Source organism: Microbacterium sp. C7(2022) (genome assembly GCF_028823665.1).
Lineage (GTDB): Bacteria > Actinomycetota > Actinomycetes > Actinomycetales > Microbacteriaceae > Microbacterium.
The window spans coordinates 138659-165173 of record NZ_JAPEHV010000006.1 but is presented as its reverse complement, the minus strand read 5'-3'; the positions used below and the strand labels follow the sequence as shown (position 1 = coordinate 165173).

Below are 26515 nucleotides of genomic sequence, written 5' to 3'. Positions count from 1 at the left end.
CGGAGTCGCTACTGGTTCAGAGCGTCCGCGAGCGAGTGGACGGGTAGGTCGTGGGCGAGCGCGACACCCGCATTGACGACGGTGCCCTCGACGGTGTTGAGTCCCGCCGCGAGTCCCGCGTCGTCGCGCAGGGCTGAACGCCACCCCTTGCGTGCGAGCTGCCGCACGTAGGGGAGAGTCGCGTTCGTGAGCGCGGAGGTCGATGTGTTGGGGACGGCACCTGGCATGTTGGCCACGCAGTACAGCACACTGTCGTGAACACGGAAGGTCGGATCGTCGTGTGTCGTCGGACGTGTGTCTTCGAAGCATCCACCTTGATCGACAGCGATGTCGACAAGAACCGAGCCGGGGCGCATCCGCGACACCATCTCGTTCGTCACGAGCTTGGGTGCCTTCGCACCGGGGATCAGCACCGAGCCGATGACAAGGTCTGAGCCTACGACGGCTCGATCGAGGTCAAGAGGGTTGGATGCCGCTGTCTTGACGCGACCTTGGAAGTGATCATCGAGGTACCGCAGCCGCTGCACGTTCGTGTCGAATATTGTGACATCGGCGCCCAGCCCCACGGCAATCACGGCGGCGTTCGCGCCGGCAACGCCTCCGCCGATGATTGTGACTGCGGCCGGACGTGTACCCGGAACGCCCGACATCAGCAATCCCAGGCCTCCGGCTGAGCGAAGCAGGGTCGAAGCGCCCACCATCGGAGCCAGGCGGCCGGCGACCTCGCTCATCGGGGCGAGCAACGGCAGGCCGCCGCCCGGTGCTTGCACGGTCTCATACGCGATCGCCGTGACTCGGTCGTCGATGAGACGCTCGGTCAGCGGCCTGTCGGCGGCAAGGTGCAGATAGGTGAACAGCGTCAGGTCCTCGCGGAAGTGCCCGTACTCGGAAGCGATCGGCTCCTTGACCTTCAAGAGAAGCTCCGCGCGCTCCCAGACCTCGGCTGCCTCCTCCACGAGCACCGCGCCGGCTGCGCTGTACTCGGCGTCAGGCATCGAAGAGCCTGCGCCCGCTCCGCGCTGGACGAGCACTTCGTGCCCGGCCGCTGAGAGATCGTGCACGCCAGCGGGCGTGAGTGCCACTCGGTACTCGTTGTTCTTGACCTCGGTAGGAACACCGATTCTCATGTCGCGATCCTTTCCGCTCCGTCGTTGGAGCGAACGGGCTCCTCGGAGGAGCGTTGCTAGAAGGCGGGGCGGATGGCCCCGACGTCGTGTCCGCCGCCGGTGATCGACAGCGGGAGCATGGAGGTCGCGGCGGAAACGTGGGCCGCGTTGAGCGCGCCGGCGCGCTCGAGAAGCCGAAGGGCGACAACGGCGCCGACCCGGCTGCTTCCATCGATGATCTTGAGTGCGACGGTGGTGCCATCGGGGGCGACCATCACCTGCACGCCTTCGGCGCCGTGTTTGCTGAACGCTCCCGTCTGTGCGGTAACGATCGAGTCCGGCAAGTCCGGGCCCTGAATCGTCCACGGATTATCGCGGACGGCCTGTACCAGGGTGCCGGCACTGCGATGCAAAGCGAACGGGGACGTGGTCGAGGAGTTTCCGATGCGGTGAATGGCTCGGGCCAGACCGAACAGTGTCATGGCGTAGACGGGAGCGCCGCATCCATCGATCGCTGTCGCAGCGACCTTCTCCCCGGTGAGGCGTTCAACGACCTCACGGATGTACGCCTGTAGCGGGTGATCAACGTCGAGATAGCTCGTCGTGTCCCACCCGTTGGTCGTGCAAGCCAGAAGCATGGCCGCGTGCTTGCCGGAGCAATTCATCCGCACGCGTTGGGGTGCCCCCAGTTCGCGGACGATCTCGTCTCGCGTAGTGCGATCGCCGGGCCACGACGGTGGGCACTGCAAGTCGTCCTCGCCCAGGCCGGCGACAGCGAGGATGTCGCGAACAACGGCCGCGTGTCGATCCGTGCCGGAGTGGCTCGCCGTTGCGAGGCCCAGGCGCTCACCCTCCAACGGTGCCCCCGCTGCCAGGCAGGCGAGTGCTTGCAGGGGCTTCATGCTCGATCGGGGAAGGATCAGCGATCCAGGGTCTCCGAATTTTTCGGCGATGGTGCCATCAGGGTTCAGGACGATGGCGATGCCGGAGTGGCGTGACTCGACGAATCCGCTGCGTTCGACGACGGCGAGTTCGACAGCATCGGCTGCGGCGAAAGTCTGCGGCACGCTCACAGCCTACCGCCGTGCCGTGGTGCTGCGTCATGACAGACTGTGCATCATGTGGGGCGAGCACCGATACTCCGTCCGAGCGACGTGGACGGGTGACCGCGGAACGGGCACGTCGGGATATCGCGACTACGACCGTGCGGTGACCCTCGAGATTCCAGGAAAGCCGGATCTTTTGGCGTCAGCCGACAGGCCATTCCGCGGCGACCGTTCGCGCTGGAACCCCGAAGATTTGCTGCTCGCGGCGCTCAGCGAGTGTCACCTGTTGTCGTACCTGCACGCATGCGTGGGTGTGGGGGTCGTCGTCGTCGACTACCACGACGAGGCATCCGGAACGATGGTCGAAGACGGTCGCGGGGGCGGTGCGTTTCGAGAGGTCGTGCTGCGACCGATGGTGACCGTTACCGACGAGTCGATGGTGGATGCTGCGCGTACCGCCCATGTTCAGGCACACGAGTGGTGCTTCATCGCGAACTCGGTCAACTTCCCGGTTCGCCACGAGCCCACTATCGCCGTTCGTGGGGCAGAACCTGCTTGATGCGTTCCATCGGGGTCTGTGCGGGCACTTCGTTGTAGGTGCCCGCGAGTTCCTGGCCTGACAGTGCGTGGATCGCCGCCATGATGTCGTCGGTGGCAAGCCGACGCGCGCGTCCTGACGTCGCCGGCCCGTGGTGTCCAAGTTCGAGAGGCTTCCCAAACTTCACGGTGATGCGGTGGCGCAGCGACGGCATTTTGGCGCCAACAGGCATGACCTTGTCGGTGCCGATGAGGCCGACGGGCACGACCGGAGCGCCGGTCTGCAACGCAAGGAATGCGACACCGGTGCGACCCTTGTACAGGCGCCCGTCCAACGAACGCGTGCCCTCGGGGTACAGGGCGACGGCGCGGTCGCCGTCAAGGAGGCGTCGCTGCTGATCGAGAGCATCGAGTGCGGCTTGGCCGGCACCGCGTTGGACGGGGATCGCACCGATCGCGCGGAAGAACTGATTGGACGCCCAGCCCGACAGACCGGATCCGTCGAAGTAGCTCGACTTCGCCAAGAAGTGCACGGGGCGAGGTGCGGCGACAGGGATCGCAATGGAATCGATGAACGACAAGTGGTTGCTCGCGAAGATCACCGGGCCGGTCTTCGGCACATCCGCGCGGCCTTCGATGTGGGGGCGATAGATGACGCGCGCGAGCGGCGTGATCACCATGCGGCCCAGCGCATAGGTCGCACCCATGCGCGTTACAGCCTCATCGGGCGTGGATGACGCGGCGTCTTCAGCGGCCGGATCGCCATCGATAGCAGGGTCAGAAGTCACCCATCGAGGCTACCCCCGTTCGCATGCACGCAATGGCATGGCGACTTTCAGCCCATGAATAGGATTCTGAGGGAGGATGGAAACTCACCCCTGACAGCTAAGAGGTAATCATCGTGCGCATTCGCCCGCTCGCCGCCGCATCCATCGCGGCTCTGTCCGTCGCCGTCCTGGCTGGTTGCACGGCGTCTGACACCGAAGCAGACCCCACGTCGACGGGAGACGCGGCCGGAGACCTGTGCGCCGCAGCTGTCGCATCGGGTTCGGTGAGCGACTCGCTCACCGTCGAGGGCGAGGTGGGCGAAGCATCCACCCTTTCCTTCGACGCTCCGCTCGAGGTCGAGGAACTCCAGCGGACGGTGGTCGTCGAGGGATCAGGTGACCCGGTCAGCGATGGTGACCTCGTCAGCTACGCGCTCACGGTGTACAGCGCCGAGACGGGTGATGAGATCGGCTCGTTCGGATACGACGACAGCACCGCCCTGCCGCAGCAGATCACGGCGGACAACCCGCTTGGCCAGCTCTTCGGCTGCGCCACCCCGGGAACCCGTGTCGTCGCCGCATTCCCCGCCTCGGACGATGGGGCTGCTGCAGAGGTCTACATTCTCGACTTGCTCTCTGTCGTGCCCGCCGCTGCGTGGGGCGAACCGCAGGAGCCGGTCGCGGGCATGCCGACGGTCGAGCTCGACGAAAGCGGTGCTCCCACGATCACGATTCCCGACGAGGAGCCGCCGACAGATGTCGAGATTGCTGAGCTCAAGGTCGGTGGCGGCGAGGTCGTCGCCGAGGGCGACTCGGTCATGGTCCAGTACACGGGTGTGAAGTGGTCAGATGGCACCGTCTTCGACTCGAGCTGGGATCGCGGTGCACCCACGTCGTTCTCGACATCTGGGGTGGTTGCGGGATTCAGTCAGGCGCTCGTCGGCCAGACGGTCGGCTCGCAGGTTCTGGTGGTCATTCCGCCGGAGTTCGGATACGGGGCAAGCGACGGTCACGAGCTGCAGGACGAGACCATCGTCTTCGTCGTCGACATCCTCGGCACGCAGCACGCCGCGTAGGCGAGCCGCTCAGTAGGCTGAGCAGATGCGTCGCGTCCTGATCCTCGGTTCCACTGGCTCCATCGGTACACAGGCACTCGACGTCATTCGGGCACACGCCACACGATTCGATGTCGTCGGGCTCGCCGCCGGGACAGATCGCGCTGGCGTTCAGGCGCAGGCCGATGAGTTCGGCGTCGAGCACGTCGCGCTGGGTGCCGACGAAGCGGAGCAGCTCGTCCGCGATGTCGACGCGGACGTGGTCCTCAACGGCATCACCGGCTCCGTCGGCCTCGGGCCTACGCTCGCCGCGCTCGAGTGCGGTCGAACGTTGGCGCTGGCGAACAAGGAGTCATTGATCGTCGGGGGAGACCTGGTGACGGCGCTCGCTGCGCCTGGCCAGATCGTGCCCGTGGATTCGGAGCATTCGGCGATTGCGCAGGCTCTGCGAGCCGGGGAACGGTTCGAAGTGCGTCGGCTGGTTCTCACCGCATCGGGCGGGCCCTTCCGAGGGCGTACACGCCAGGCGCTGCACGGAGTTACGCCGAGCGAGGCACTTGCACACCCGACGTGGGACATGGGGCGCGTCGTGACGACCAACTCCGCCACATTGGTGAACAAGGGGCTCGAAGTGATCGAAGCGCATCTTCTCTTCGACGTGCCCTACAGCGAGATCGACGTGGTGGTGCACCCTCAGTCGATCGTGCACTCGATGGTCGAGTTCACGGACGGCTCCACCATCGCCCAGGCCTCGCCGCCAGACATGCGCTTGCCGATCTCGCTGGGGCTGGATTGGCCGCACCGAGTCTCAGGAGTCGGCAGACCACTGGACTGGACGCAGGCAACGAGTTGGACGTTCGAACCGCTGGACGAAGAGGCATTCCCCGCGGTGAAGCTGGCCAAGAAGGTCGGGCGGGCGGGTCGGACGTTCCCCGCGGTGTTCAACGCCGCCAACGAGCAAGCGGTGGACGCCTTCCACGACGGTGCACTGAGCTTCACCGGCATCCTCGACATCATCGAGCGAGTCGTCGATGCACACGAGGCCCCCGAGGTGCTCTCGCGGGAGTCGCTCGCTGATGCGGAGGAATGGGCTCGCGCGGCGGCGGATGCTGCGATCCGCGCCGCGCAGGGTTGAACGTTGTGGTGATCGGCGCTCAGTACCGCGGGCGCAGCGGGTCGGAGACCGGAGTTTCGTCGTCAGGGTAGGGGACGGGCCACACCGGATCCGGGACGGGCCATCCTGCTTCCGCCAGTGCGCGGCGTGAGAGTTCCCGTGCCGAATAGGGGGTGCGCACGCCCCGAATGTCGCGATAGTCCTGGTGGCCGGGTCCGGCCCACAGAATCGCGTCGCCGTCGCCGACCAAGGCGATGGCCTCGATGATCGCCCGCTCGGGTGGCGAGAACTCGCGGATATCAGCGTCCGGCCGCGCGCGGCGAGCGCCGTCGATGAGGGTGGCGCGAATGCTGTCCGGGTCTTCGTGTCGGGGGTGATGATCCGTGACGATGAGAATGTCGCTCCCCTCGACGGCGGTCCGACCCATGTCGTGACGCTTGGTTGCGTCGCGATCGCCGTCCGCACCGAACAGCATCACCACCTTGCCCGGAGTCACGCGCCGCACGGCAGCGAGTGTTTTTTCGAACGCATCGGGCGAGTGGCCGAAGTCGACGTACACGGCGGGTCCGCTCTCGCCGGAGACGCGCTGTGTGCGTCCGGGCAGGTAGGCATCGATCCGGCGGCCGTCGAGACGGTCGACGATCAGATCCCACGCGTAGCCGCCCTCGAGGATCATGACGATCGCGAGCGCCGCATTCGCGGCCATATGGCGCCCGATCACCGGAACCGTGGTCGTGAGGGCGCGGCCGTCGCGGCAGGTCAGCGTGAACTGCGTCCCGTCCTGACGTTCTTCAACGATGTCGACGACCCAATCGGCGGCTGCCGCGGCATCCGGATCGGAAGCGATCGCGGGCGTTCCCACGGTCACGGTCGGCACTTCGCTGCGAGCGACGACCTCGGCGCCGGTGGCGGCATCCACGCATACCACCGCTCGACGCGACCGATCCGCGCGGAACAGGGGCAACTTCGCCTCGAAGTATTCGCGCATGTCGCTGTAGTCGTCGAGATGGTCATGAGTGAGGTTCGTGAAGCCCGCGACGTCGAACACGATGCCGTCGACACGGCGTCGGCTCAGCGCTTGGGCGCTCACCTCGACGGCGACAGCTTCGACGCCGCGCTCGCGCATGAGCGCCAGCAGGGCGTGCATTTCGTAGGCTTCGGGTGTCGTCAAGCGCGACACGATGATCTCGCCGGCGATGTGCCGCTCGGCCGTCGATGACAGGCCCGTCACGGCGCCCAACTGGCCGAGAATGCCCTCGAGGAGGTGCGACACGCTGGTCTTGCCATTGGTGCCGGTCGTGGCAAGCAAGGTGGGGAGCGCGTCGTCGCGCCCCGTTGAGTAGACCCACGCCGAGAGCGCCCCAAGCGCAGCCCGGGGATCCTCGACAAGGAGGACGGGCACACCGGCGGCTCCCGCGGCATCGGCTCCCGCGGCATCCGTAATGATCGCCACCGCACCGCGCGCGACAGCATCCGATGCGAACTCGGCACCGTGACGATTGACACCCTTGACGGCGACGAAGACGTCGCCGGGGCGCAAGTCAGCGGTAGCGAGACTGATGCCGGTCAGGTTGATGCCCGAGACGTCGCCTCGTACGTCAGACGCGAAGCGCGACGCCAGATCAGACAACGCGTGCGTCGGCGGGGACTGGGGGCGCAGAACCGGCGGAAGGTTCGAAGGCGTGTCATTCGGCATGGCTCGTCTATCTTCTCACCCCGCCTGGTGCGCGAAGAGCAGGAAGTGCCCGGCGCGGCTGGCCACGATCGGCCAGCCGCGCCGGGCGGCCTGTCAGCCCCGGCGCGTGCGGCCGCGCACGAGCGCGACCACGAGTGCAGCGACCGCTGCGGCCAGTGCTCCGGCTGAGAGCCACAGCGCGGCCGTCGTTGCCGCGTCGCTCTCGCTCGCAGAGTCGGATGCCGCGTGCTCGTGCGACTCGTCGGAGTCGCTTGACTCCGCTGCCGCGTGGCCGTGGCCGTCTTCCTCGGTGAAGTCACCGACGCTGACGACCGGTGCCGGTGTGTCGAGGGCGTCCGCGTCTTCACCCTCAGCGGCGACCTGGCCCCAGACCGTTTCCCCTTCGGCGCACTGCTGCGTCACGGGGAAGGCCACATCGGAGTTTGCCGCGGCCTCACCGAAGGTGACAGCCATGCTGGCCGTCGCCTTGAGGCCGTCCTCGACGGGTGTGAGAGCGGTGAACGTCACCTGCGTGGCGATGCCGTCGTCGCCGAGAACACGGTCGATACTCCACGCGCCGTCGACGATGGGAGTCACCGTGGCAACGGCGTCGGGGATGTCGATCACCAGAGCGGTGGTGGGTGAGCCGTCGCACCCGTGAGAGAACGAGAACGTCAGGGTTTCGGACGATCCCGCCCCGGCTTCGCTGGGATCGACATGGACGTGGGCCGAAGCTGCGAGCGGGACTCCGAGGGCGAGGGCGAGGCCTGTGGCCACTCCAGCGGCAGCGAGGGTACGGCGGCGGACAGGGGTCGATGATGCAGTGTTCATGGTTGTCTTTCGTCACCGGCGCGCCGTGGGCGCGCCGAACTGTGTGCGAGCGCGGCGGATGCCGGCCCGAGTATGTCGCAGCGTCAGTGCGCTGCGGTGACGAGGAGTGGCGGCCCGCGCCGCGAGACATCGGAAAGAGCGGTCGCCATCGCGACGGCGACGACGACGGGTGAGGAGAGCGGTCGGCGGGTGACGACCTCGAGCGCTGCGCCGACCTCAGCGCGGGCCAGGACGGATCGCACCCCGCGGGCGATTCGGCGGAGCATCCGCTCGCCGAAGTACAGCGCGAGCAGCGTGAGCACCGCGGCCGCCAGGTGGCTGACGAGCATCGCCGAGTCGGGGATCACGAACGCCTTCGACGACGCGTCGAACGTCACCAGGCTGTGGTGGGCACCGCTATGCAGATGAGAGATTCCCGCCGCGTCGTCACCCCTGACACCAGCCGCGGTGAGGGAGAACACCCCATGGAAGAGCGTTTGGCTCGCGATCACGGTCAGCGCCACGCGCCACACCGAAAGTGTGCGACCGACCAGCGCGACTGAGAGCGGTGCGCTCAGAACAGCGAGCGCGAACACGAGGGCCGGCGACGGTGCGCCGCCCCCGGCGATCGTGTGAGACGTGGCGGCCAGGAGGGTCGCGACGGTGCCCGCGGATGCGCCGCGGAGCGCGCGCAGACGACGTGCGTGCATCGATTCCTCCCCGCCCAGACTACGTGGTGGGCGAGGCAAGTCTGGGCCAACTCGTAGGTTGGGGCAGGTACCGTGAGCGTGTGGAAATTGTCGCGTTCATTGTCGGTGTCGTCCTGCTCGTGGTGGGGCTAGCCGTCTCGATCGCGCTCCACGAGATCGGCCACCTGGTGCCGGCGAAGAAATTCGGCGTGCGCGTCGGGCAATACATGGTCGGCTTCGGCCCCACGCTGTGGTCTCGTCGCCGCGGTGAGACCGAGTACGGCATCAAGGGCATCCCGCTCGGTGGCTACATCTCGATGGCGGGCATGTATCCACCGGCTGCGTCGGCCAGCGCCGAGGGGCGCGCGGGCGGAGGCTTCTTCGCGACGATGGTGCAGGATGCCCGGGCGGCGAACGATGAAACCTTGATCGGCGACGATGACGATCGCGTGTTCTATCGACTGCCTGTGTATAAGCGGGTCATCATCATGCTCGGTGGCCCCGTGATGAACCTCCTGCTGGCGATCGTGCTGTTTACGATCCTGCTGTCCGGCATTGGAATCCAGACCGCCACGACGACCGTGGCCAGCGTGAACGAGTGCGTGATCCCTGCCGATGCCGGCAGGACCGAGTGCGCGGCGAGCGATCCGGTCGCGCCGGCTGCATCGGCCGGATTCGCTGCCGGGGACGAGATCATCGCCGTCGACGGCGAGCCGGTGTCGACGTTCACCGAGGTATCTGATGCCATCAAGGCATCGCCCGATGAGCGCATGGAAATCGTCGTGCTTCGTGACGGCGCTGAGTACACCCTCGTGATGACACCCGTGGCCGTTGAGCAGCAGGTGTACGACGATAACGGTCAGCCCGTGGTTGCCGACGACGGTACGCCCGAGACCGCGGTAGTGGGAGTGGCGGGCATCCGCCAAGAGGTGGGCTTCGAGCGCCAGCCGATATGGGCCGGTGCCCAGATGGCTGCCGATAACGTCCAGGCCGTAGCAGGAATCATCTGGCAGCTCCCGGTCAAGGTCTGGGAGACGGGGGTCGCTACCGTCACCGGCCAGGAGCGCGACCCGAACGGGCCGCTGAGCGTCGTGGGTGCGGGCGTGATCGCGGGGGAGGTCGCCGCCGCTGACGCGCCGGTGCTCAACCGCGTCGCGGGACTACTGTCCCTTCTGGCGTCCTTGAACATCGCGCTGTTCGTCTTCAACCTCGTGCCCTTGCTTCCGCTGGACGGCGGTCACATCGCCGTCGCGCTCTGGGATGGCATCAAGCGAACGTGGGCGAAACTGACGGGCCGACCGGCGCCCAAGCCCGTCGACGCGACGAAACTCGTGCCTGTCACCTTCGTCGTGGTCGTCGGACTGATCGTGATGAGCGCTGTGCTCATCATCTCGGACCTGGTGAACCCGCTGTCGCTGTTCTGAGCCTGAGCACTCAGCGGGTGGCCGCCGGGGCGAACGCCACCCCGACGAGGCGCTCGAGAGTCGCCATGCCGTCGCGGGACAGGATGGACTCGAGGTGGCCCTGCACCGATGCGAACCCGGGCCCCCGGAGCGCGTACACGGCGCCGTCCTCGTCGGCCGACACCTCGGCCACGCCCACGCGGTCAGTTCCGGGCGTAACGTGCGCGGTGAAGGTGTTGTAGAACCCGATCGACGCGGGGACACCGAAGACATCGACCGACTTCTGCAGACCTTGGTGGGGAGCAGCAAGGGGGCGGAGATCGATGCCGAGCGAGTCAGCCAGAATCTGGTGGCTCAGGCAGACGGCGAGCAAGGGCGCGCCCGACGATCGCCGACGTGCCACGATTTCGCGCATGCGGCGCATGCGGGCGCTCGCCTGATCACGCGGGTCGCCGGGGCCGGGCCCCGCGACGACGAGTTCGGCCGCGTCGAGGGCCGCGTCGGTCACCTCGTTCCATGGCGCGATGCTGACGTCGAGGCCGAGGTGTCGCAGCTGATGGGCGAGCATCGTGGTGAATCGGTCCTCTGCGTCGACAACCACCGCGGATCGGCCGGCGAACGGGCCGGCTGCGTCTTCTTGCGGATTCAGCCAAAAGGCTGCGAGCCGTGCGTTGCGGGATCCCAGCAACGAGGCGATGGCAGGATCGTCGGCAAGACGTCGAGGCTGGGGCGCAGGAGCGTCTTCGTCGATCACATCGGGCGATGGAGCGAGAACTTCGCGGGGAATTGCGCCGATCGCACCAAGGACGCCGGCGGCCTTGCCATGGGTTTCGCCGACTTCGCCGTATGGATCTGAGTGACGAACGAGGGTCGCACCGACGGGAACCCGCAACCGACCGTTGACGAGATACGCCGTGCGGATCAGGATCGGCGCGTCCAGGTCATGGGTGGGATCTGCGGGGTCTGCGACCGCGCGCGGCGTGAACAGTGCGGCGACACCCGAGTAGTAGCCGCGTGCCGTGCGTTCGTGACGGGTGATCACCGTGCATGCGTTCTGCATGGGGGAGCCGGTGACGGTCGGCGCGAACATCGTCTCGCGAAGGATGTCGCGCGGGTCGAGTCGGCTCCGGCCACGCAGGACGTACTCGGTGTGCGTGAGGCGTGACATCTCTTTCAGATGCGGGCCGGTGATGCGCCCGCCGTCCGAGCACACGGCGCTCATCATCTTGAGTTCTTCGTCGACGACCATAAACAGTTCTTCGGTCTCTTTCGTTGACTCGAGGAACTCTGTCAGTGTCTCGGCTGTCGCGCCGCCGGCGGGGTGACGGAACGTGCCCGAGATCGGGTTCATGGTGACGACGCCGTCTTGCGCGCTGACGTGCGCCTCGGGGCTCGCGCCCACGGCCACGTGATCGGCGGTGACGATGGCGAATGTCCAGTACGCGCCACGCTCGTGCTCGAGAAGGGCGCGAAACCACGTCAGTGCGGCGGTCGCGGCATCCGCCCCCACTCCCGCAACGAAGTCGCGGCGAATGACGAAGTTCGCTCCTTCGCCACGGCCGATCTCGTCTGCGATGACGCGCCGTACGATGTCGGCGTATTCTTCGTCGGGGATGTCGAAGCCCGGCTCATCAAGCGGGATCGACGCGTTCGGAAGCGCCTCGATCACCGCGGCTCGGCCCATCGCGACGTGCTCGTTCACGACAAGGCAACGCAAGGGCGCACCGTCGTCGTGGCATTCGAACCCGCGCTCGCGTACTTGGCGGAACGGCACCATCGCGAGGACTTCACGGGGCGTTCCTGCAGCATCGATGAGTGGAATGTCGGCGAGGTGCTCGACATCGACGACGTCGCCGAGTAGCAACTCCACGGTCGTCGCATCGCGCGCGATGAGGGCGAACGGCGCGCCGCTGGCGGCCAGTTCGGAGAGAGAGGAGGGGGTGTACCCGGTCATCGTCGATCTTTCGTCGTGGGGGCGGCCAGCCCTACGAAAAAGACCGCCCGGAGGCGGTCTGTGGTCGCACGAACCCACCGCCTATGCGGTGAGCCACCATGACGTGTGCGTGGACATGCGCCGAACCTACCACACCGACCCGCCCCCACCAGATCCACGTCGGCTCCCGGCCTGGGCGCGCGACGCGGCGTAGGCTGGGGATGTGCCAGCCGTGAATCTCGGGATGCCGAAGATCCCCGAAGTCCTCGCCCCGCGTCGTAAGAGCCGCCAGATCAAGGTCGGCAAAGTGCTCGTCGGGGGCGATGCTCCCGTCAGCGTGCAGTCCATGACGACCACGCAGACCACGAACATCAACGCGACGCTCCAGCAGATCGCCGAATTGACCGCGTCGGGGTGCGAGATCGTTCGCGTCGCGGTACCGCATCAAGATGACGCCGATGCGCTGAAGATCATCGCGGCGAAGAGCCAGATTCCGGTGATCGCCGACATCCACTTCCAGCCGCGGTACATCTACACCGCGATCGACGCCGGCTGCGGTGCTGTGCGTGTCAATCCCGGCAACATCCGCGAGTTCGACGGGAACGTGGGGCAGATCGCCGCTGCGGCGAAGGCGGCGGGTGTCTCGCTGCGCATCGGCGTCAATGCGGGTTCGCTCGACAAGCGACTGCTGCAGAAGTACGGCAAGGCGACGCCCGAGGCACTCGTAGAGAGCGCCGTGTGGGAGGCATCGCTATTCGAAGAGCACGACTTCCACGACTTCAAGATCTCGGTCAAGCACAATGACCCGGTGATCATGGTGAAGGCTTACCGCATGCTTGCCGAGCGCGGCGATTGGCCTCTGCACCTCGGCGTCACCGAGGCGGGCCCGGCTTTCCAGGGCACCATTAAGAGTGCGACAGCCTTCGGCATCCTGCTCGGGGAGGGCATCGGCGACACGATTCGTGTGTCGCTCTCGGCGCCTCCGGCCGAAGAGGTCAAGGTCGGCCACCAGATCCTGCAGTCGCTCAACCTGCGTGAGCGCAAGCTCGAGATCGTCTCGTGCCCGTCGTGCGGTCGCGCGCAGGTCGACGTCTACACCCTCGCTGACAGCGTCACCGAGGGGCTCAAGGACATGACGGTGCCTCTGCGCGTCGCGGTTATGGGCTGCGTCGTCAACGGGCCGGGCGAGGCCCGCGACGCTGACCTGGGCGTCGCTTCGGGCAACGGCAAGGGTCAGATCTTCGTCAAGGGCGAAGTCATCAAGACGGTTCCCGAGGCCGAGATTGTCTCTACGCTGATCGCAGAAGCCAATCGTCTGGCCGATGAGATGGGACCGGATGCCGCACCCGGCACCGCACAGGTGATCACCGCCTGATTCTCCCCACGGCCGCGCGTGGCGTTAGCGTGTGGCAGTGACCTCATCTGCGTCGACCTCGCTGGCTCGCCCGATCACGGCTGGCATCGTCACCGCGCTGGTGGGAGTCACCAGTTCGTTCGCGGTTGTCCTCACCGGTCTCGCCGCAGCGGGAGCAACGCCGGCACAAGCTGCCAGCGGGCTCTTGGCGCTCTGTCTGACCATGGGGCTCGCCTCGATCGTGCTCGCGTGGCGGTATCGCATGCCGATCACGGTGGCGTGGTCAACCCCCGGGGCAGCGCTTCTCGCCGCCACCGGCGTGGTCGAGGGTGGGTGGCCCGCGGCGGTGGGCGCTTTCCTCGCCGTCGCCGGCATGATCCTCTTGACGGCGGCCTGGCCGTCGTTGGGGCGGCTGATCGCGCGCATTCCACCGTCGATCGCTCAAGCGATGCTGGCCGGCGTGCTCCTGCCCTTGTGCCTCGCGCCCGTGGGAGCACTCGTCGCCGACCCGTGGGCGGTGGCTCCGGTGATCCTCACGTGGCTGGTGTTCGTGCGCTTCGCGCCGCGGTGGGCTGTGCCCCTCGCATTCGTTGCGGCCTCGATTGTCGTTACGGTGCACCTGGCCCGGACGGGCGAAGCGCTGGCGGTGGCATCCCTGATCCCGAGTATCGAGCTGACCATGCCGACGTTCACGTGGGGCGCGATGATCGGGATCGCCCTCCCGCTGTTCCTGGTCACGATGGCATCGCAGAACGTGCCTGGTGTCGCCATCATGCGCAGCTTCTCGTACGACGTGCCCTGGCGCCCGTCGATGCTGGTCACCGGGCTCGGTACCGCGCTATCGGCACCGGCGGGTGGCCACGCGATCAACCTCGCGGCGATCAGCGCCGCGCTCGCCGCCGCGCCCGACGCCGACCCCGACCCACGCCGACGCTGGGTGGCGGGAGTGTCGACCGGTGTGTCGGCGATCGTGCTCGGCGCGTTGTCCGCGGCGTTCGTCGCGCTCGTGGTGCTGGCGCCGGAAGGCGTCATTCCCGCGGTGGCGGGGATCGCGCTGTTCGCAGCCTTCGGCTCAGCGATTCAGCAGGCCATCGACGATGCGGGGGAGAGGCTTCCCGCGGTCGTCACCTTCGTCGTCGCCGCATCAGGTGTCGCGATCGCAGGCGTGAGCGCCGCGTTCTGGGCGCTCGTGGCGGGACTGATCGTGCGGTTCGTCATGCACGCGGGCCGGCGCCGCCCGATCAGCTGATCGCGCCGCCGGTGACGTGAATGTCGACCGACCGGTCCACGCTGATTCGCACCGCGATCCGGAGCGCGCGAGCGATGTCTTCCAACGGCAACTCGGGTGCGTTCTGAGAGCCTTGCCCGGTGGCATAGGGAACGTGGATGAACCCGCCGCGGCGCCCGGGTGCGGCATCCGCCCACTGCATCACGTGCGCGAAGACGTGATTGCACACGTAGGTACCCGCCGAGTACGACACCTCGGCGGGGATCCCGGCGTCGCGGATCGCGCCGGCAATCGCCTTGACGGGCAGGGTGGCGAACGCCGCAGGGGGCCCGCCTGGGACGCTCTCCTGGTCGACAGGCTGAGCGCCGTCATTGTCCGGGATGCGGGCGTCGGCGAGGTTGATGGCCACGCGCTCGGGCGTGACAGCCGAGCGCCCGCCGGCCAGGCCGGTCGCGATCACGATGTCGGGGGAATGCCGGTCCAGCAGAGCGTTCATCTGCTCGGCCGCACCACGGAAGCTGACCGGGAGTGTCGCTGTGACGAGTTCGTCGGGGCCGGTCCATGCATCCGCCACGAGCGCGACCGCGTCACCGGACGGATTGACGGTGTCGCCGCCGAAGGGTTCGAAGCCGGTGAGGAGGATGCGGGCCATCATTTCAGCCTACGGGGGTGAAGAGCGAGCGGGGTCGCCCGGACCTCCGCGGCATCCGTAGACTTGACCCTCGTGGTCACACGTCTTTCGAATTTCTTCCTCCGCACGCTCCGCGAAGACCCCGCCGACGCTGAGGCGATCAGCCACCGGCTGCTCGTTCGCGCCGGGTACATCCGCCGCCAGGCTCCGGGAATTTTCGCGTGGCTGCCGCTGGGCCTGCGCGTGAAGAACCGCCTCGAGACGATCGTGCGCGAGGAGATGTCACGCGCGGGTGCGCAGGAGGTGCACTTCCCTGCGTTGATGCCGCGTGAGCCCTACGAGGCCACCGGCCGGTGGGAGGAGTACGGCGAGGGGATCTTCCGCCTGAAGGATCGCAAGGACGCCGACTACCTGCTCGCGCCCACGCACGAAGAGGCGTTCACGCTGCTCGTGAAAGACCTGTACTCGTCGTACAAGGATCTGCCGCTGACGATCTACCAGATCCAGGACAAGTACCGCGACGAAGCACGTCCGCGCGCGGGTCTTCTGCGTGGCCGCGAATTCACGATGAAGGACGCGTACTCGTTCGATCACACGGATGCAGGCCTCGACGCCAGCTACATGGCGCAGCGCGACGCGTACGAGCGCATTTTCCAGCGCCTGGGCCTGGAGTACGTGATCGTTCAGGCGGATGCGGGCGCCATGGGCGGATCTCGCTCGGAAGAGTTCCTGCACCCGACCCCCGTCGGGGAAGACACCTTTGTGCGCTCCGCCGGCGGCTACGCGGCGAACGTCGAAGCGTTCACCACGCTCGCCCCCGAACCTCTGCCGATCGATGGACTGGCCGAGGCGGTCGTGTTCGACTCGCCGAACACGCCGACCATCCAGACACTGGTGGATCACTGCAATGGGCACCTCGGCGCCCCGGCATCGGGCATCGCAGGCCCCGCGACCGACGGCGCCCACGAGTGGACCGCCGCCCACACCCTCAAGAACGTCGTGCTCGCGCTGACGCACCTCGACGGCACGCGCGAACTCGTCATTGTCGGCATCCCCGGTGATCGTGACGTCGACGACAAGCGCGTCGAGGTGGCGTTCGCCCCCGCCACGGTCGAAGCGGCCACGGAGAAGGACTTCGCTGAGAACCCCGGTCTGGTGAAGGGCTACATCGGCCCGTGGTCGCCGGAGGGTGCCGTTCTGGGCGAGGAATCGACCACCGGCATCCGCTATCTCCTCGACCCTCGTGTGGTCGAGGGCACCTCGTGGGTCACCGGGGCGAACATCGATCAGAAGCACGTGCACTCGCTCGTCGCCGGGCGCGACTTCACCGCGGACGGCGTCGTCGAAGTAGCCTCGGTGCGCGAAGGCGACCCCGCCCCCGATGGGTCGGGCCCGGTCGAGCTGGCACGCGGCATGGAGATCGGCCACGTCTTCCAACTCGGTCGCAAGTACGCGGAGGCGCTCGGGCTGAAGGTTCTCGACGAGAACGGCAAACTGGTCACCGTCACGATGGGCTCCTACGGCATCGGCGTGACGCGCATTCTCGCGATCATCGCCGAACTCAACAACGACGACAAGGGCCTGATCTGGCCCGAATCCGTTGCGCCGTTCGACGTGCACGTCGTCGCGGCCGGTCGCGATCAGGTGGCATTCGATGTCGCTGAGTCGCTGGCTCGTGAACTGGATGCCGCAGGGCTCGACGTCCTGTACGACGACCGGCCGAAGGTCTCGCCGGGCGTCAAGTTCGGCGATGCCGAACTCGTGGGCGTCCCGCACGTCGTCGTCGCCGGCCGCGGCGCCGCTGATGGCCAGGTCGAGGTGTGGAACCGTCGTGCGGGCACTCGCGACACGATCGCCGTGGGTGACGTCTTCGCGCGCCTGCGCCCGTAGCGGCTCACGGACGTGACACGCTGGGGGCATGTCCGATAGATCTGCCATCCCCCCGGAAGTCACGGATGATGTGCGCCGCCTCATTGAGGATGCGGGCATCGAAGGCAACGTCGATCTGATCGCCCGCATTCTCGCGACGGGTGTCGGCTTAGGGCTCGACGATACGTCGCGCCTTGATCTCAAGATCACCTCGGCCGCGTTGACCGAGATGCGTGCCGCGTTTCAGCTCTTCGCGCCGTATCAGGACATCCCGAAGGTCACGATTTTCGGGTCTGCGCGCACGCAGCCGCATGATGCGCTGTACCGACAGGCGACGCAGGTCGCACGTGCGCTGGCCGATCAGGGGTGGATGGTCGTCACCGGTGCAGGCCCGGGCATCATGCGTGCCGCGGCCGAGGGTGCAGGAGCCGCCCGCTCCATCGGTGTGTCGATTCGCCTGCCCTTCGAGGACAAACCGAACGCCATCGTGGCCTCCGGCGCAAACGTGGCGATGAAGTACTTCTTCACCCGGAAGCTCATGCTGGTCAAGGAATCCCGCGGTTTCGTGTGCGTGCCGGGAGGGTTCGGGACGTTGGACGAAATGTTCGAACTCCTCACGCTGCAGCAGACCGGCAAGGCTGACCCGGCGCCGATTGTGCTGCTGGATGCACCGGGCGGAACGTTCTGGAACGGACTGCGCAGATTCGTCGACGAGCAGCTCGCGGCATCCGGAGTCATTTCTCCCGATGACTTCGACCGCGTGCTCGTGACGGATTCGGTGGATGCCGCAGCCGCGGCGATCACGGGGTTCTGGCGAAACTATGACTCACTGCGCTGGGTCGGCGAGCGGCTCGTGTTGCGCGTGCGTATGCAGCCGACCGACGAACTGGTCGCGACGCTGAATGAGCGCTTCGGCCACCTGCTCACCGAAGGGCAGATCGAGTCGCGCGGCGCGCTGCGCGCAGAGATCGATGATGGCGACCGCGTGGACCTCCCGCGGCTGGTTCTGCACCTCAACCCCTACAAGGTGGGATCGCTGTATCGCATCATCGACGCGATCAACGACGCCGCGGCCTAGAGCCTCGCGAACCGCGCGCGGAAGCCGCAGAACACTCCGTACGCCACAAACCCCGCCCCCACGATTCCCGCGAGGGCGGGACCGGCGGGGAGGGCGAGCAGCGCCTGGATCGCGCCATCGAAACCGCCCGCGATCGTGGGCTCGACGGTGAACGCGGCCGTCACCAGCAGCACGCCGACGACGGTCAGTGCCACACCCTTGGCGACGTATCCGATGACCCCTAACGCTCGGACCGCCGTGCCCAGGCGCGTCTGCGGAAGGTCGACATACTTCTCGAACCCTCGCCGCGTCCCCACGATCGCGAACGAGACGCCTCCGATTCCGATCCCTAGCCCGAGCGCGCCCAGGACGAACAGACCGCCGGGGAGCGCGAGAAGACGACCGCTCCACGTCTCGGTGGTCGCCTCCCCGTCGGGCCGCGCTCCGAGAGCGACGGCGGCAGAGATCACGCCGAGGGCAGCGTAGATAACGGTCTGACCCCCGTGGGAGATCCGCTGCGCCCACTTCTTGAGCATGTTGCGATCTCGTACGAGTATGCCTTCGAGGGCCTGCCATGCAGCTAGACCCCAGAGCGCGACAGCCAGTGCCCACAGGGCGATGAAGCCTGCAGGCACGGCCGCGACAGCCTTGAACGCTCCGGCTTGATCGCTCTCGGCATCCCCACCGATAGCGACGACGAGCACGATCGCTCCGATGAGCAGGTGAACGAGCCCGTTCGCGACGTATCCCGCGCGCGCAAGCCCGCGCAACGCCGATGAGGTCTGCGCCTCGCGTGCCAGCTCTTTCGCGTCGTTCCCGCTCTGCGTCACCTGCCGAGCATAAGTTGTCGCAGCGCTTTACTCGCTCCGCGGGGCACCGTGGAGGTGGTCTCGGTGCTTTTCTGCTTCGTGTTGCTTGGTGACGATGTCGAGCGGGCCGGTCACCGACAGTTCGTCCTCCCAGACCTCGATGCCCTTCACATCAGGCATGCGATCACGAGTGAAGACGGGGTTTCGGCCCGCGCGCCGCTGTTCGGTGTAGTCCTTCAGCAGTCGGAAGGCCAATCCCGAGAGCAACGCGATCGCGACGAGATTGGTAAGCGCCATGAGACCCATGACGCCATCGGCGAAGTTCCACACCAGGTCGGCACCGACCACAGACCCTGCCAGGACTGCGAGGACAACCATGATCCGATAGCCCGTGAGGATGCCACGGCGCGGATTGATGAATTCGATGTTCGATTCGCCGTAGTAATAGTTGCCGAGGATGGACGAGAACGCGAGCAAGAAGATGATGATGCTCAGCGCGATACTCGACCAGTCGCCGAGGGACGATACGAGTGCCCCCTGGGTGAGATCGATCCCACGTTCCGCATTAGCGAGGTCTGGCACCGACACCAAGATGATGAACGCGGTGATCGAGCACACCAGGAAGGTGTCGAAGTACACACCGAGGGTCTGGACGAGGCCTTGCTTGACCGGGTGCGTCACCGCTGCGCTTGCCCCCGCGTTCGGGGCCGAGCCCAAGCCCGCCTCGTTGGAGAACATGCCGCGCTTCACACCGGTGAGCACGATGTAGCCCAGCGTGGCACCCACGACCTCGTTGAAGCCGAACGCCTGGGTGAAGATCGAGGCGAACACCTCAGGCAGACGCTCGATGTTGAGTGCCACGACCGCAAGTCCAAGCAAGAGGTAGGCGAGCGCCATGATGGGCACGAGCAGTTGCGTGACGGATGCAATGCGACGGATGCCGCCGAAGACGACCAACGCCGTCAGCGTCGCGACGACGCCGCCGATGACCCAGGGCAACCACACAGGGGAGTCGTCGCCGATGGTGGCGGTGATCGTGGCCGCGATGGTGTTGGCCTGGAGCGAACTGAACGCGAAGGGGAAGCAGATGATCAGGATGATCGCGAACCAGATGCCCAGCCAGCGGGCGTTCAGGCCGCGCTGCATGTAGTACGCCGGGCCACCGCGGAAGCCGTCAGCGTCGCGCACCTTGAACAGTTGCGCGAGGGAGGACTCGATGAAGCTCGATGCGCCGCCCACGAAGGCCATCAGCCACATCCAGAACACCGCGCCCGGCCCGCCGATCGCGATGGCCGTGCCCACGCCCGCAATGTTTCCGACGCCGACGCGTGATGCTGCCGACACCGTGAACGCCTGAAACGCGGACACCGACTGCGGCTTGCCGTCGGTGGTGCGCGGCGTCTTGTCTGTGAGGGTGCGGAACATCTCGGGGATGAGCCGGAACTGCACGACGCCCGAACGCACCGTGAAGTAGAGGCCCAGCAACACGACGACCGGGAGGACGAGCCACGTCCACAGCCGGTCGCCCCAGAACAGCAGCCATTCGTTAACGACGTCCATTGCGTCAGTATGGGGGTCGCCCGGAGCTTTGACCAGTGTCTTCTCAGGGTGTCGCGCGACGGCATCCTGTAACGTTGTAGGGTTCCGGCGGCCGTGTGGCGCTGGAGAGAGCTGAATACGGAGGCCCCTGTGGACATCGATCTCGGACTGTTGCGAACCGTCGAGCGCGAGAAGGAGATTCCCTTCGAAGAACTCGTGCGCATCATTGAACAGGCGATTCTGACCGCCTACGCCAAGCACACCTCGCCCGCGGGTGAACTCCCCGAGGGTGCGCGCGCAGAGCTCGACCGCAAGACCGGTCACGTCGCTGTCATGATCCCTTTGCGTGATGACGATGACGTGATCATCGGCGAGGAAGAGAGCACTCCCGAGGACTTCGGACGAATCGCGGCGTTCGCCGCCAAGCAGGTCATCAGCCAGCGTCTGCGTGACATCGCCGACGACGCGGTGCTGGGGGAGTTCCGTGGCAAAGAAGGCGACATCGTCGCCGGCATGATCCAGCAGGGGCCGAACCCGCGCATGATCCATGTCGACCTCGGCACGGTCGAAGCGATCCTGCCGCCCGAAGAGCAGGTACCCGGAGAGGAATATGCTCACGGCTCGCGTTTGCGCGTGTACGTCACGAGCGTGTCGAAGGGTCAAAAGGGCCCGCAGATCACCGTGTCCCGTACGCACCCCGGCCTCGTCCGCAAGCTGTTCGCGCTCGAAGTGCCCGAAATCGCCACCGGCGTCGTCGAGATCGTCTCACTGGCACGTGAGGCTGGTCACCGCAGCAAGATCGCGGTGAAGGCGAACGACCCGAGCATCAACGCGAAGGGCGCGTGTATCGGGGAACTGGGGCGCCGCGTGCGTGCCGTCACCGAAGAGTTAGCGGGCGAGAAGATCGACATTGTCGACTACGACGCCGACCTGCCGAAGTTCGTCGCGAACGCACTGTCTCCCGCGAAGGTGACGTCGTCATTCGTGCTCGACGCGTCCAGCAAGGCCGTTCGTGCGCTCGTCCCCGACTACCAGCTGTCGCTTGCCATCGGCAAGGAGGGCCAGAACGCGCGTCTGGCAGCAAAGCTCACCGGCGCGAAGATCGACATCCAGCCCGACAGCATCCTCGAGGAGGGCTGACGGGCGGCACCGCGCCGCCTGGGTGTACGATGGAACCCGTACGAACGTGCGTCGGATGCCGCACGCGTGCTCCTCGGTCGGCCCTCCTCAGGGTCGTATCCATCAACTCCGTACTCGTCATTGACGAGCGCGCAGTGATGCCGGGGCGCGGCGCGTGGGTGCACGAGACGGCGAAGTGTGTGGATGCCGCCATTCGGCGCCGCGCATTCGTGCGGGCACTCCGCGTGTCAGGCCCGCTTGACACGCAGACCATCGAGAAACGGCTAAACGGCTATGGAAACAAAGTGAACGGCTCGAAATGAGACCCGTCCGCGACTAATGGTCTGCCCTGCCTGGGGAGACCTCAGACAGGAGAATTGTGGCAAACGCCAAACCACGCGTACACGAGATCGCTTCCGAACTCGGCGTCGACAGCAAGGTGGCCCTCGCCAAGCTCAAGGAGCTCGGCGAGTTCGTGAAGAGCCCAGCGTCGACCATTGAACCTCCGGTGGCTCGCAAATTGCGCGCCGCCCTCGAAGCAGACGGAGCGGGCGCTTCCGCTCCCTCCAGCGCCCCGGCAGCGGGGGCCGGTGCTGCACGCCCCGGGGCTGCGAAGCCTGGCGTTGCAAAGCCCGGTGCAGCAAAGCCCGGTGCAGCAAAACCGGGCGCGCCCACTCCGGGCGCGCCGAAGCCCGGTGCTGCGAAGCCCGGCGCGGCACAGCCCGCGGCTCCGGCCGCTGAGGCCGCACCCGCTGCTCCGGCCGCTGACGCCCCGTCGGCGAAGCCCGCGGCTCCCGGTGCACCCACTCCCGGCGCAGCGAAGCCGTCTTCCTCGGCTCCCACTCCCGGTCAGTCGGCACCGCGTCCCGGTGGCGCGCCGCGCCCCGGGAACAACCCCTTCGCGTCGTCGCAGGGCATGGGACAGCGCCCCGCTGGCCCACGCCCGGGTAACAACCCGTTCGCGTCGTCGCAGGGCATGGGCCAGCGCCCGACGCCCGGCAACATCCCGCGCCCGCAGGCTCCGCGTCCCGGTGCGCCCCGTCCGGGTGCGCCTCGACCCGGTGGCGGCGGACGCGCCGGTGGCGGCGGTCGTCCCGGCGCTCCGTTCCAGCAGCGCTCCGGCGGTCCGGGTCGTCCCGGTGGTGCCGGCGGCGGCTTCCAGCGTCCGGGCGGTGCTCCCGGTGGCGCTCCCGGCGGTTTCGCGGGTCGTCCCGGTGGCGGTGGCCGTGGTCGTGGGCCCGGCGGTGGTACCGCGGGGGCCTTCGGTAAGGGCGGCGGCAAGTCCAAGCAGCGTAAGTCGCGTCGGGCGAAGCGGCAAGAATTCGAGATGCGGGATGCCCCGACGGTCGGCGGCGTCAACGTTCAGCGCGGTAACGGTGAGGTCATCCGCATGCGTCGCGGCGCGTCGATCGCGGACTTCGCCGACAAGATCGAAAACTTGACGGGCTACACGGTCCAGCCTGGAACCCTCGTCACCATCCTGTTCAACCTGGGTGAAATGGCGACGGCGACCGAGTCTCTCGACGAAGCCACCTTTGAGGTGCTGGGTGAAGAACTCGGCTACAAGATTCAGATGGTTTCGCCGGAGGACGAGGACAAGGAGCTCCTCGAGGGCTTCGGTCTCGACCTCGAGAAGGAACTCGCCGAGGAGAGCGACGAAGACCTCGAGATTCGTCCTCCTGTTGTGACTGTCATGGGTCACGTCGACCACGGTAAGACGCGACTGCTCGACGCCATTCGCCAGACGAACGTCGTGGCGGGCGAGGCCGGCGGCATCACGCAGCACATCGGTGCCTACCAGGTGTGGACCGAGCACGAAGACATCGAGCGCGCGATCACCTTCATCGACACCCCGGGTCACGAGGCGTTCACCGCCATGCGTGCCCGTGGTGCCCAGGTCACCGACCTCGCCATCCTGGTGGTCGCCGCCGACGACGGCATCATGCCGCAGACAGTGGAGGCGCTGAACCACGCGCAGGCGGCGAACGTGCCGATCGTCGTGGCCGTCAACAAGGTCGATAAGCCCGATGCCAACCCGGCCAAGGTGCGCCAGCAGCTCACCGAATACGGCTTGGTGGCCGAAGAGTACGGTGGCGACGTGATGTTCGTCGACGTCTCGGCTCGCCAGGGAACCGGCATCCAGGATCTCCTTGACGCCGTCCTCCTCACCGCCGACGCCGGACTCGACCTCACCGCGAACCCGAACAAGGCAGCGCGTGGTGTGGCGATCGAAGCCAAGCTCGACAAGGGTCGTGGTTCGGTGGCGACGGTGCTGATCCAGTCCGGAACGCTCCGCGTCGGCGACGCGATTGTCGCGGGTACGGCGTACGGCCGCGTGCGCGCCATGATCGACGAGAACGGTGAAGCGGTGGCAGAGGCTGCGCCCTCACGCCCGGTGCAGGTGCAGGGCCTCAACTCGGTGCCGCGTGCCGGTGACGTCTTCATCGTGACCGAAGAGGACCGCCTGGCGCGACAGATCGCTGAGAAGCGTGAAGCGGCCGAGCGCAATGCACAGCTGGCCAAGGCCCGCAAGCGCATCTCGCTCGAAGACTTCACCCGTGCGCTCGAAGAGGGCAAGGTCGAGTCGCTCAACCTCATCATCAAGGGTGACGTCTCGGGTGCTGTCGAAGCGCTCGAAGAGTCGCTGCTCAAGATCGAGGTCGACGAGTCGGTGCAGCTGCGCATCATCCACCGCGGTGTGGGTGCGATCACCGAGTCCGACATCAACCTGGCCACGATCGACAACGCCATCGTGATCGGCTTCAACGTGCGCCCCGACACCAAGGCGCGCGAGCGTGCATCGCGCGAAGGTGTCGACGTCCGGTTCTACTCGGTCATCTACAACGCGATCGACGACGTCGAGCAGTCGCTCAAGGGCCTGCTCAAGCCGGAGTTCGAAGAGGTTCAGTCGGGTGTCGCCGAGATCCGCGAGGTGTTCCGCTCCTCGAAGTTCGGCAACATCGCCGGTGTCATCGTGCGCTCGGGAACGATCACGCGAAACGCCAAGGCACGCGTCATCCGCGACGGTGTTGTGCTCGCGGATGGCCTCGCCATCGAGTCGCTGCGTCGCTTCAAGGACGATGTCACCGAAGTCCGCACGGACTTCGAGTGCGGTATCGGCCTCGGAAAATACAACGACATTCAGGTCGGCGACGAGATCGAAACCACGGAAATGGTGGAGAAGCCGCGCGGCTGATCCCGCGTCCAGGGTGCCGTGCTCCTCGTGAGCGCGGCACCCTGACCCATCGCCGCGGGGTTGTCCCCGCGTCGAACGAGAAAGAAGACAGAACATGGCAAGCGAACGACAGGCGCGACTGGGCGACCGTATCCGCGTGATCCTCGCAGAGCGGCTCGAGAAAGGGCTGCGCGACCCGCGACTCGGGTTCGTCACGATCACCGATGTGCGTGTGACGGGCGATCTGCAGCACGCGTCCGTGTTCTACACGGTGTTCGGCACCGACCAGGAGCGCGCCGATTCGGCTGCGGCGCTGAAAGCAGCGACCGGAATGCTGCGCTCTGAGGTGGGCAAGCACCTGAACGTGCGCCTCACCCCTTCGCTGGAGTTCATCCTGGATGCTCTTCCCGATAACGCCGGTCACATCGCCGATCTGCTGCGCGAGGCGCGCGAGCGCGATGAAGCGGTGACGGCCATCGCTTCGGGTGCCAGCTACGCAGGCGACGAAGACCCGTACGTCAAGCCGCGCGTCGTTGCGGACGAGGACGAGCCCTCAGACGAGGGCGACGCGCGCGCCTGAGGGTGCTGAGCGCGGGTGCCTGCGCCCTGCTCATTGCGGCAGGCGCAGCATCCCCGCATTCGCCTCGGCGAGGCCGTCGGCGATAAGTGAGTCGATCGCACGATCACGCTGGCGCGGGTCGGGCCATTCGGCGATCACCGCATCGATTGCGATCGTGTGGTCTGTGGCATCCCGCAGCATTTTCAGCACCGCACCTCGCGCCTGACGGTCGCTCCCTTCGTACCGCGCCTGCTTGCGGCGTTCGTCGCCCGTATCCGGGTAGCCGGCAGAGCGCCACGCGCACTCGCCAGCGATGGGGCACGCCTCGCATCGGGGCGATCGCGCGACGCAGATCAGCGCGCCGAGTTCCATCATGCCCGCGTTCACGATCGCGGCGTCCTCATCGCTGTCGGGGAGGATGCGTTCCATGTCCTGAAGGTCGCGTCGTGCCGCGTTGCCCGGCTGTGACCGCCCGTGTACCGCGCGCGCCAGAACGCGACGCGTGTTCGTGTCGACCACGGGGTGGCGCTGGCCGTACGCGAACACCGACACGGCGCGCGCCGTGTAGTCGCCGATTCCCGTGAGAGCCAGGAGTTCGTCGACGTCGTCCGGGACAACGCCGTCGTGACGGTCGCGGATCTGCACGGCTGCTTGGTGAAGCCACAGGGCACGCCGGGGATATCCGAGATTCGCCCACTGGCGTACGGCGTCGGCGGGGGAAGCCTCGGCCAGTGCGGTCGGCGTCGGCCACCGGAGTAGCCAGTTCTCGAGCAAGGGGATCACACGGGTGACGGGGGTCTGCTGCAGCATGAACTCGCTGACCAGGACGCCCCAGGCTCCGAATTCCGGATGCCGCCACGGCAGATCCCGTGCGTTCTCGCGGTACCACGCGATCACGGGCGTGGCGAGGTGCGGCATCCGATCAGCCTATGCGTCTGCGCGACAGCGTTGGTGCCGCGCATGTGCGCCGCATTGGGGCCCGGCGCGCGTGGCCAGCGTGTGGAGTGTGTGATCTTGCGTGTCGCGCACGGCGCCCCGGC

The 26515-nt window shown here is 66.9% G+C and carries 23 protein-coding genes; 12 read left to right on the top strand and 11 right to left on the bottom strand.

The window, feature by feature from the left end; translation table 11 throughout:
• Positions 1-8: 8 nt before the first annotated feature.
• Entirely contained in the window at positions 9-1127 is a 1119-nt protein-coding gene (gene ald / locus ON062_RS11155) for an alanine dehydrogenase (RefSeq protein ID WP_274647215.1), read from the bottom strand.
• 56 nt (positions 1128-1183) lie between these two features.
• Complete coding sequence (locus ON062_RS11150) at positions 1184-2173, bottom strand: asparaginase (RefSeq protein ID WP_274647214.1); 990 nt, start codon at positions 2171-2173, stop codon at positions 1184-1186.
• A 52-nt stretch (positions 2174-2225) separates the two neighbouring features.
• On the opposite strand from ON062_RS11150, the gene ON062_RS11145 reads away from it, so the two are divergent.
• Complete coding sequence (locus tag ON062_RS11145) at positions 2226-2711, top strand: OsmC family protein (protein ID WP_274647213.1); 486 nt, start codon at positions 2226-2228, stop codon at positions 2709-2711.
• On the opposite strand, the gene ON062_RS11140 is transcribed toward ON062_RS11145, so the two are convergent.
• Entirely contained in the window at positions 2680-3396 is a 717-nt protein-coding gene (locus ON062_RS11140) for a 1-acyl-sn-glycerol-3-phosphate acyltransferase (RefSeq protein WP_274647416.1), read from the bottom strand. The genes ON062_RS11145 and ON062_RS11140 overlap by 32 nt on opposite strands.
• A 194-nt stretch (positions 3397-3590) precedes the next feature.
• Here ON062_RS11140 and ON062_RS11135 point away from each other — a divergent pair, with 194 nt between their 5' ends.
• A complete protein-coding gene (locus tag ON062_RS11135) occupies positions 3591-4532 on the top strand; it encodes an FKBP-type peptidyl-prolyl cis-trans isomerase (RefSeq protein ID WP_274647212.1) in 942 nt (313 codons plus the stop codon).
• 25 nt (positions 4533-4557) lie between these two features.
• On the top strand, positions 4558-5646 hold the full coding sequence (gene dxr / locus ON062_RS11130; RefSeq protein WP_274647211.1) for a 1-deoxy-D-xylulose-5-phosphate reductoisomerase: 1089 nt from the start codon (positions 4558-4560) through the stop codon (positions 5644-5646).
• A 19-nt stretch (positions 5647-5665) separates the two neighbouring features.
• Here the strand turns inward: dxr and ON062_RS11125 are convergent, their stop codons facing one another.
• The 3 genes from ON062_RS11125 to ON062_RS11115 form a co-directional block, all read right to left on the bottom strand.
• Complete coding sequence (locus ON062_RS11125) at positions 5666-7321, bottom strand: Mur ligase family protein (RefSeq protein WP_274647210.1); 1656 nt, start codon at positions 7319-7321, stop codon at positions 5666-5668.
• 93 nt (positions 7322-7414) lie between these two features.
• Entirely contained in the window at positions 7415-8131 is a 717-nt protein-coding gene (locus ON062_RS11120; protein WP_274647209.1) for a DUF1775 domain-containing protein, read from the bottom strand.
• An 83-nt stretch (positions 8132-8214) separates the two neighbouring features.
• A complete protein-coding gene (locus tag ON062_RS11115) occupies positions 8215-8820 on the bottom strand; it encodes a hypothetical protein (protein ID WP_274647208.1) in 606 nt (201 codons plus the stop codon).
• An 80-nt stretch (positions 8821-8900) separates the two neighbouring features.
• On the opposite strand from ON062_RS11115, the gene ON062_RS11110 reads away from it, so the two are divergent.
• The gene (locus ON062_RS11110) at positions 8901-10223 is read left to right on the top strand and encodes a site-2 protease family protein (RefSeq protein WP_274647207.1); all 1323 of its coding nucleotides are present in this window, start codon (positions 8901-8903) and stop codon (positions 10221-10223) included.
• Positions 10224-10233: 10 nt separating this feature from the next.
• Here ON062_RS11110 and ON062_RS11105 read toward each other — a convergent pair whose 3' ends face one another.
• Complete coding sequence (locus ON062_RS11105; RefSeq protein WP_274647206.1) at positions 10234-12156, bottom strand: anthranilate synthase family protein; 1923 nt, start codon at positions 12154-12156, stop codon at positions 10234-10236.
• Positions 12157-12358: 202 nt separating this feature from the next.
• Here ON062_RS11105 and ispG point away from each other — a divergent pair, with 202 nt between their 5' ends.
• Together ispG and ON062_RS11095 are read left to right on the top strand one after the other, a co-directional pair.
• Positions 12359-13510 carry a flavodoxin-dependent (E)-4-hydroxy-3-methylbut-2-enyl-diphosphate synthase gene (gene ispG / locus ON062_RS11100; RefSeq protein ID WP_274647205.1) on the top strand — a complete coding sequence of 384 codons (1152 nt, stop codon included), beginning with the start codon at positions 12359-12361 and terminating at the stop codon, positions 13508-13510.
• Between the two features lie 37 nt (positions 13511-13547).
• Positions 13548-14738, top strand: a complete 1191-nt coding sequence (locus tag ON062_RS11095; protein WP_274647204.1) for a benzoate/H(+) symporter BenE family transporter — start codon at positions 13548-13550, stop codon at positions 14736-14738.
• Here the strand turns inward: ON062_RS11095 and pcp are convergent.
• On the bottom strand, positions 14731-15369 hold the full coding sequence (gene pcp / locus ON062_RS11090) for a pyroglutamyl-peptidase I (RefSeq protein ID WP_274647203.1): 639 nt from the start codon (positions 15367-15369) through the stop codon (positions 14731-14733). The two genes, ON062_RS11095 and pcp, sit on opposite strands and share 8 nt — an antisense overlap.
• Positions 15370-15441: 72 nt before the next feature.
• Between pcp and ON062_RS11085 the strand changes: the two genes are divergently transcribed.
• Together ON062_RS11085 and ON062_RS11080 are read left to right on the top strand one after the other, a co-directional pair.
• On the top strand, positions 15442-17238 hold the full coding sequence (locus tag ON062_RS11085; RefSeq protein ID WP_274647202.1) for a proline--tRNA ligase: 1797 nt from the start codon (positions 15442-15444) through the stop codon (positions 17236-17238).
• Positions 17239-17266: 28 nt separating this feature from the next.
• Positions 17267-18295 (top strand): TIGR00730 family Rossman fold protein, encoded by a 1029-nt coding sequence (locus tag ON062_RS11080; protein WP_274647201.1) that lies wholly within the window; start codon positions 17267-17269, stop codon positions 18293-18295.
• Here the strand turns inward: ON062_RS11080 and ON062_RS11075 are convergent.
• Together ON062_RS11075 and ON062_RS11070 are read right to left on the bottom strand one after the other, a co-directional pair.
• A complete protein-coding gene (locus ON062_RS11075; RefSeq protein ID WP_274647200.1) occupies positions 18292-19104 on the bottom strand; it encodes a DUF1206 domain-containing protein in 813 nt (270 codons plus the stop codon). The genes ON062_RS11080 and ON062_RS11075 overlap by 4 nt on opposite strands.
• A 27-nt stretch (positions 19105-19131) precedes the next feature.
• Positions 19132-20643, bottom strand: coding sequence for a sodium:alanine symporter family protein (locus tag ON062_RS11070; protein ID WP_274647199.1), 1512 nt, complete (start codon positions 20641-20643; stop codon positions 19132-19134).
• Between the two features lie 129 nt (positions 20644-20772).
• Between ON062_RS11070 and nusA the strand changes: the two genes are divergently transcribed.
• The 4 genes from nusA (at position 20773) to rbfA (ending at position 25496) form a co-directional block, all read left to right on the top strand.
• A complete protein-coding gene (gene nusA / locus ON062_RS11065; RefSeq protein ID WP_274647198.1) occupies positions 20773-21762 on the top strand; it encodes a transcription termination factor NusA in 990 nt (329 codons plus the stop codon).
• 29 nt (positions 21763-21791) lie between these two features.
• On the top strand, positions 21792-22064 hold the full coding sequence (locus tag ON062_RS11060) for a YlxR family protein (protein WP_274647197.1): 273 nt from the start codon (positions 21792-21794) through the stop codon (positions 22062-22064).
• 56 nt (positions 22065-22120) lie between these two features.
• On the top strand, positions 22121-24937 hold the full coding sequence (gene infB / locus ON062_RS11055) for a translation initiation factor IF-2 (RefSeq protein ID WP_274647196.1): 2817 nt from the start codon (positions 22121-22123) through the stop codon (positions 24935-24937).
• Positions 24938-25031: 94 nt separating this feature from the next.
• Positions 25032-25496, top strand: coding sequence for a 30S ribosome-binding factor RbfA (gene rbfA / locus ON062_RS11050; protein WP_274647195.1), 465 nt, complete (start codon positions 25032-25034; stop codon positions 25494-25496).
• Positions 25497-25526: 30 nt separating this feature from the next.
• Here the strand turns inward: rbfA and ON062_RS11045 are convergent, their stop codons facing one another.
• Positions 25527-26393 (bottom strand): A/G-specific adenine glycosylase, encoded by an 867-nt coding sequence (locus tag ON062_RS11045; protein ID WP_274647194.1) that lies wholly within the window; start codon positions 26391-26393, stop codon positions 25527-25529.
• Between the last annotated feature and the right edge of the window lie 122 nt (positions 26394-26515).

Excerpts from the sequence above, each read along its gene's own strand:
- ald (WP_274647215.1), bottom strand. The coding sequence starts at position 1,127 with ATGAGAATCGGTGTTCCTACCGAGGTCAAGAACAACGAGTACCGAGTG.
- ON062_RS11145 (WP_274647213.1), top strand. The coding sequence starts at position 2,226 with ATGTGGGGCGAGCACCGATACTCCGTCCGAGCGACGTGGACGGGTGAC.
- ON062_RS11140 (WP_274647416.1), bottom strand. The coding sequence starts at position 3,396 with ATGGGTGCGACCTATGCGCTGGGCCGCATGGTGATCACGCCGCTCGCG.
- dxr (WP_274647211.1), top strand. The coding sequence starts at position 4,558 with ATGCGTCGCGTCCTGATCCTCGGTTCCACTGGCTCCATCGGTACACAG.
- ON062_RS11125 (WP_274647210.1), bottom strand. The coding sequence starts at position 7,321 with ATGCCGAATGACACGCCTTCGAACCTTCCGCCGGTTCTGCGCCCCCAG.
- ON062_RS11120 (WP_274647209.1), bottom strand. The coding sequence starts at position 8,131 with ATGAACACTGCATCATCGACCCCTGTCCGCCGCCGTACCCTCGCTGCC.
- ON062_RS11115 (WP_274647208.1), bottom strand. The coding sequence starts at position 8,820 with ATGCACGCACGTCGTCTGCGCGCGCTCCGCGGCGCATCCGCGGGCACC.
- ON062_RS11105 (WP_274647206.1), bottom strand. The coding sequence starts at position 12,156 with ATGACCGGGTACACCCCCTCCTCTCTCTCCGAACTGGCCGCCAGCGGC.
- pcp (WP_274647203.1), bottom strand. The coding sequence starts at position 15,369 with ATGGCCCGCATCCTCCTCACCGGCTTCGAACCCTTCGGCGGCGACACC.
- ON062_RS11080 (WP_274647201.1), top strand. The coding sequence starts at position 17,267 with ATGTCCGATAGATCTGCCATCCCCCCGGAAGTCACGGATGATGTGCGC.
- ON062_RS11070 (WP_274647199.1), bottom strand. The coding sequence starts at position 20,643 with ATGGACGTCGTTAACGAATGGCTGCTGTTCTGGGGCGACCGGCTGTGG.
- ON062_RS11060 (WP_274647197.1), top strand. The coding sequence starts at position 21,792 with ATGGAACCCGTACGAACGTGCGTCGGATGCCGCACGCGTGCTCCTCGG.
- rbfA (WP_274647195.1), top strand. The coding sequence starts at position 25,032 with ATGGCAAGCGAACGACAGGCGCGACTGGGCGACCGTATCCGCGTGATC.
- ON062_RS11045 (WP_274647194.1), bottom strand. The coding sequence starts at position 26,393 with ATGCCGCACCTCGCCACGCCCGTGATCGCGTGGTACCGCGAGAACGCA.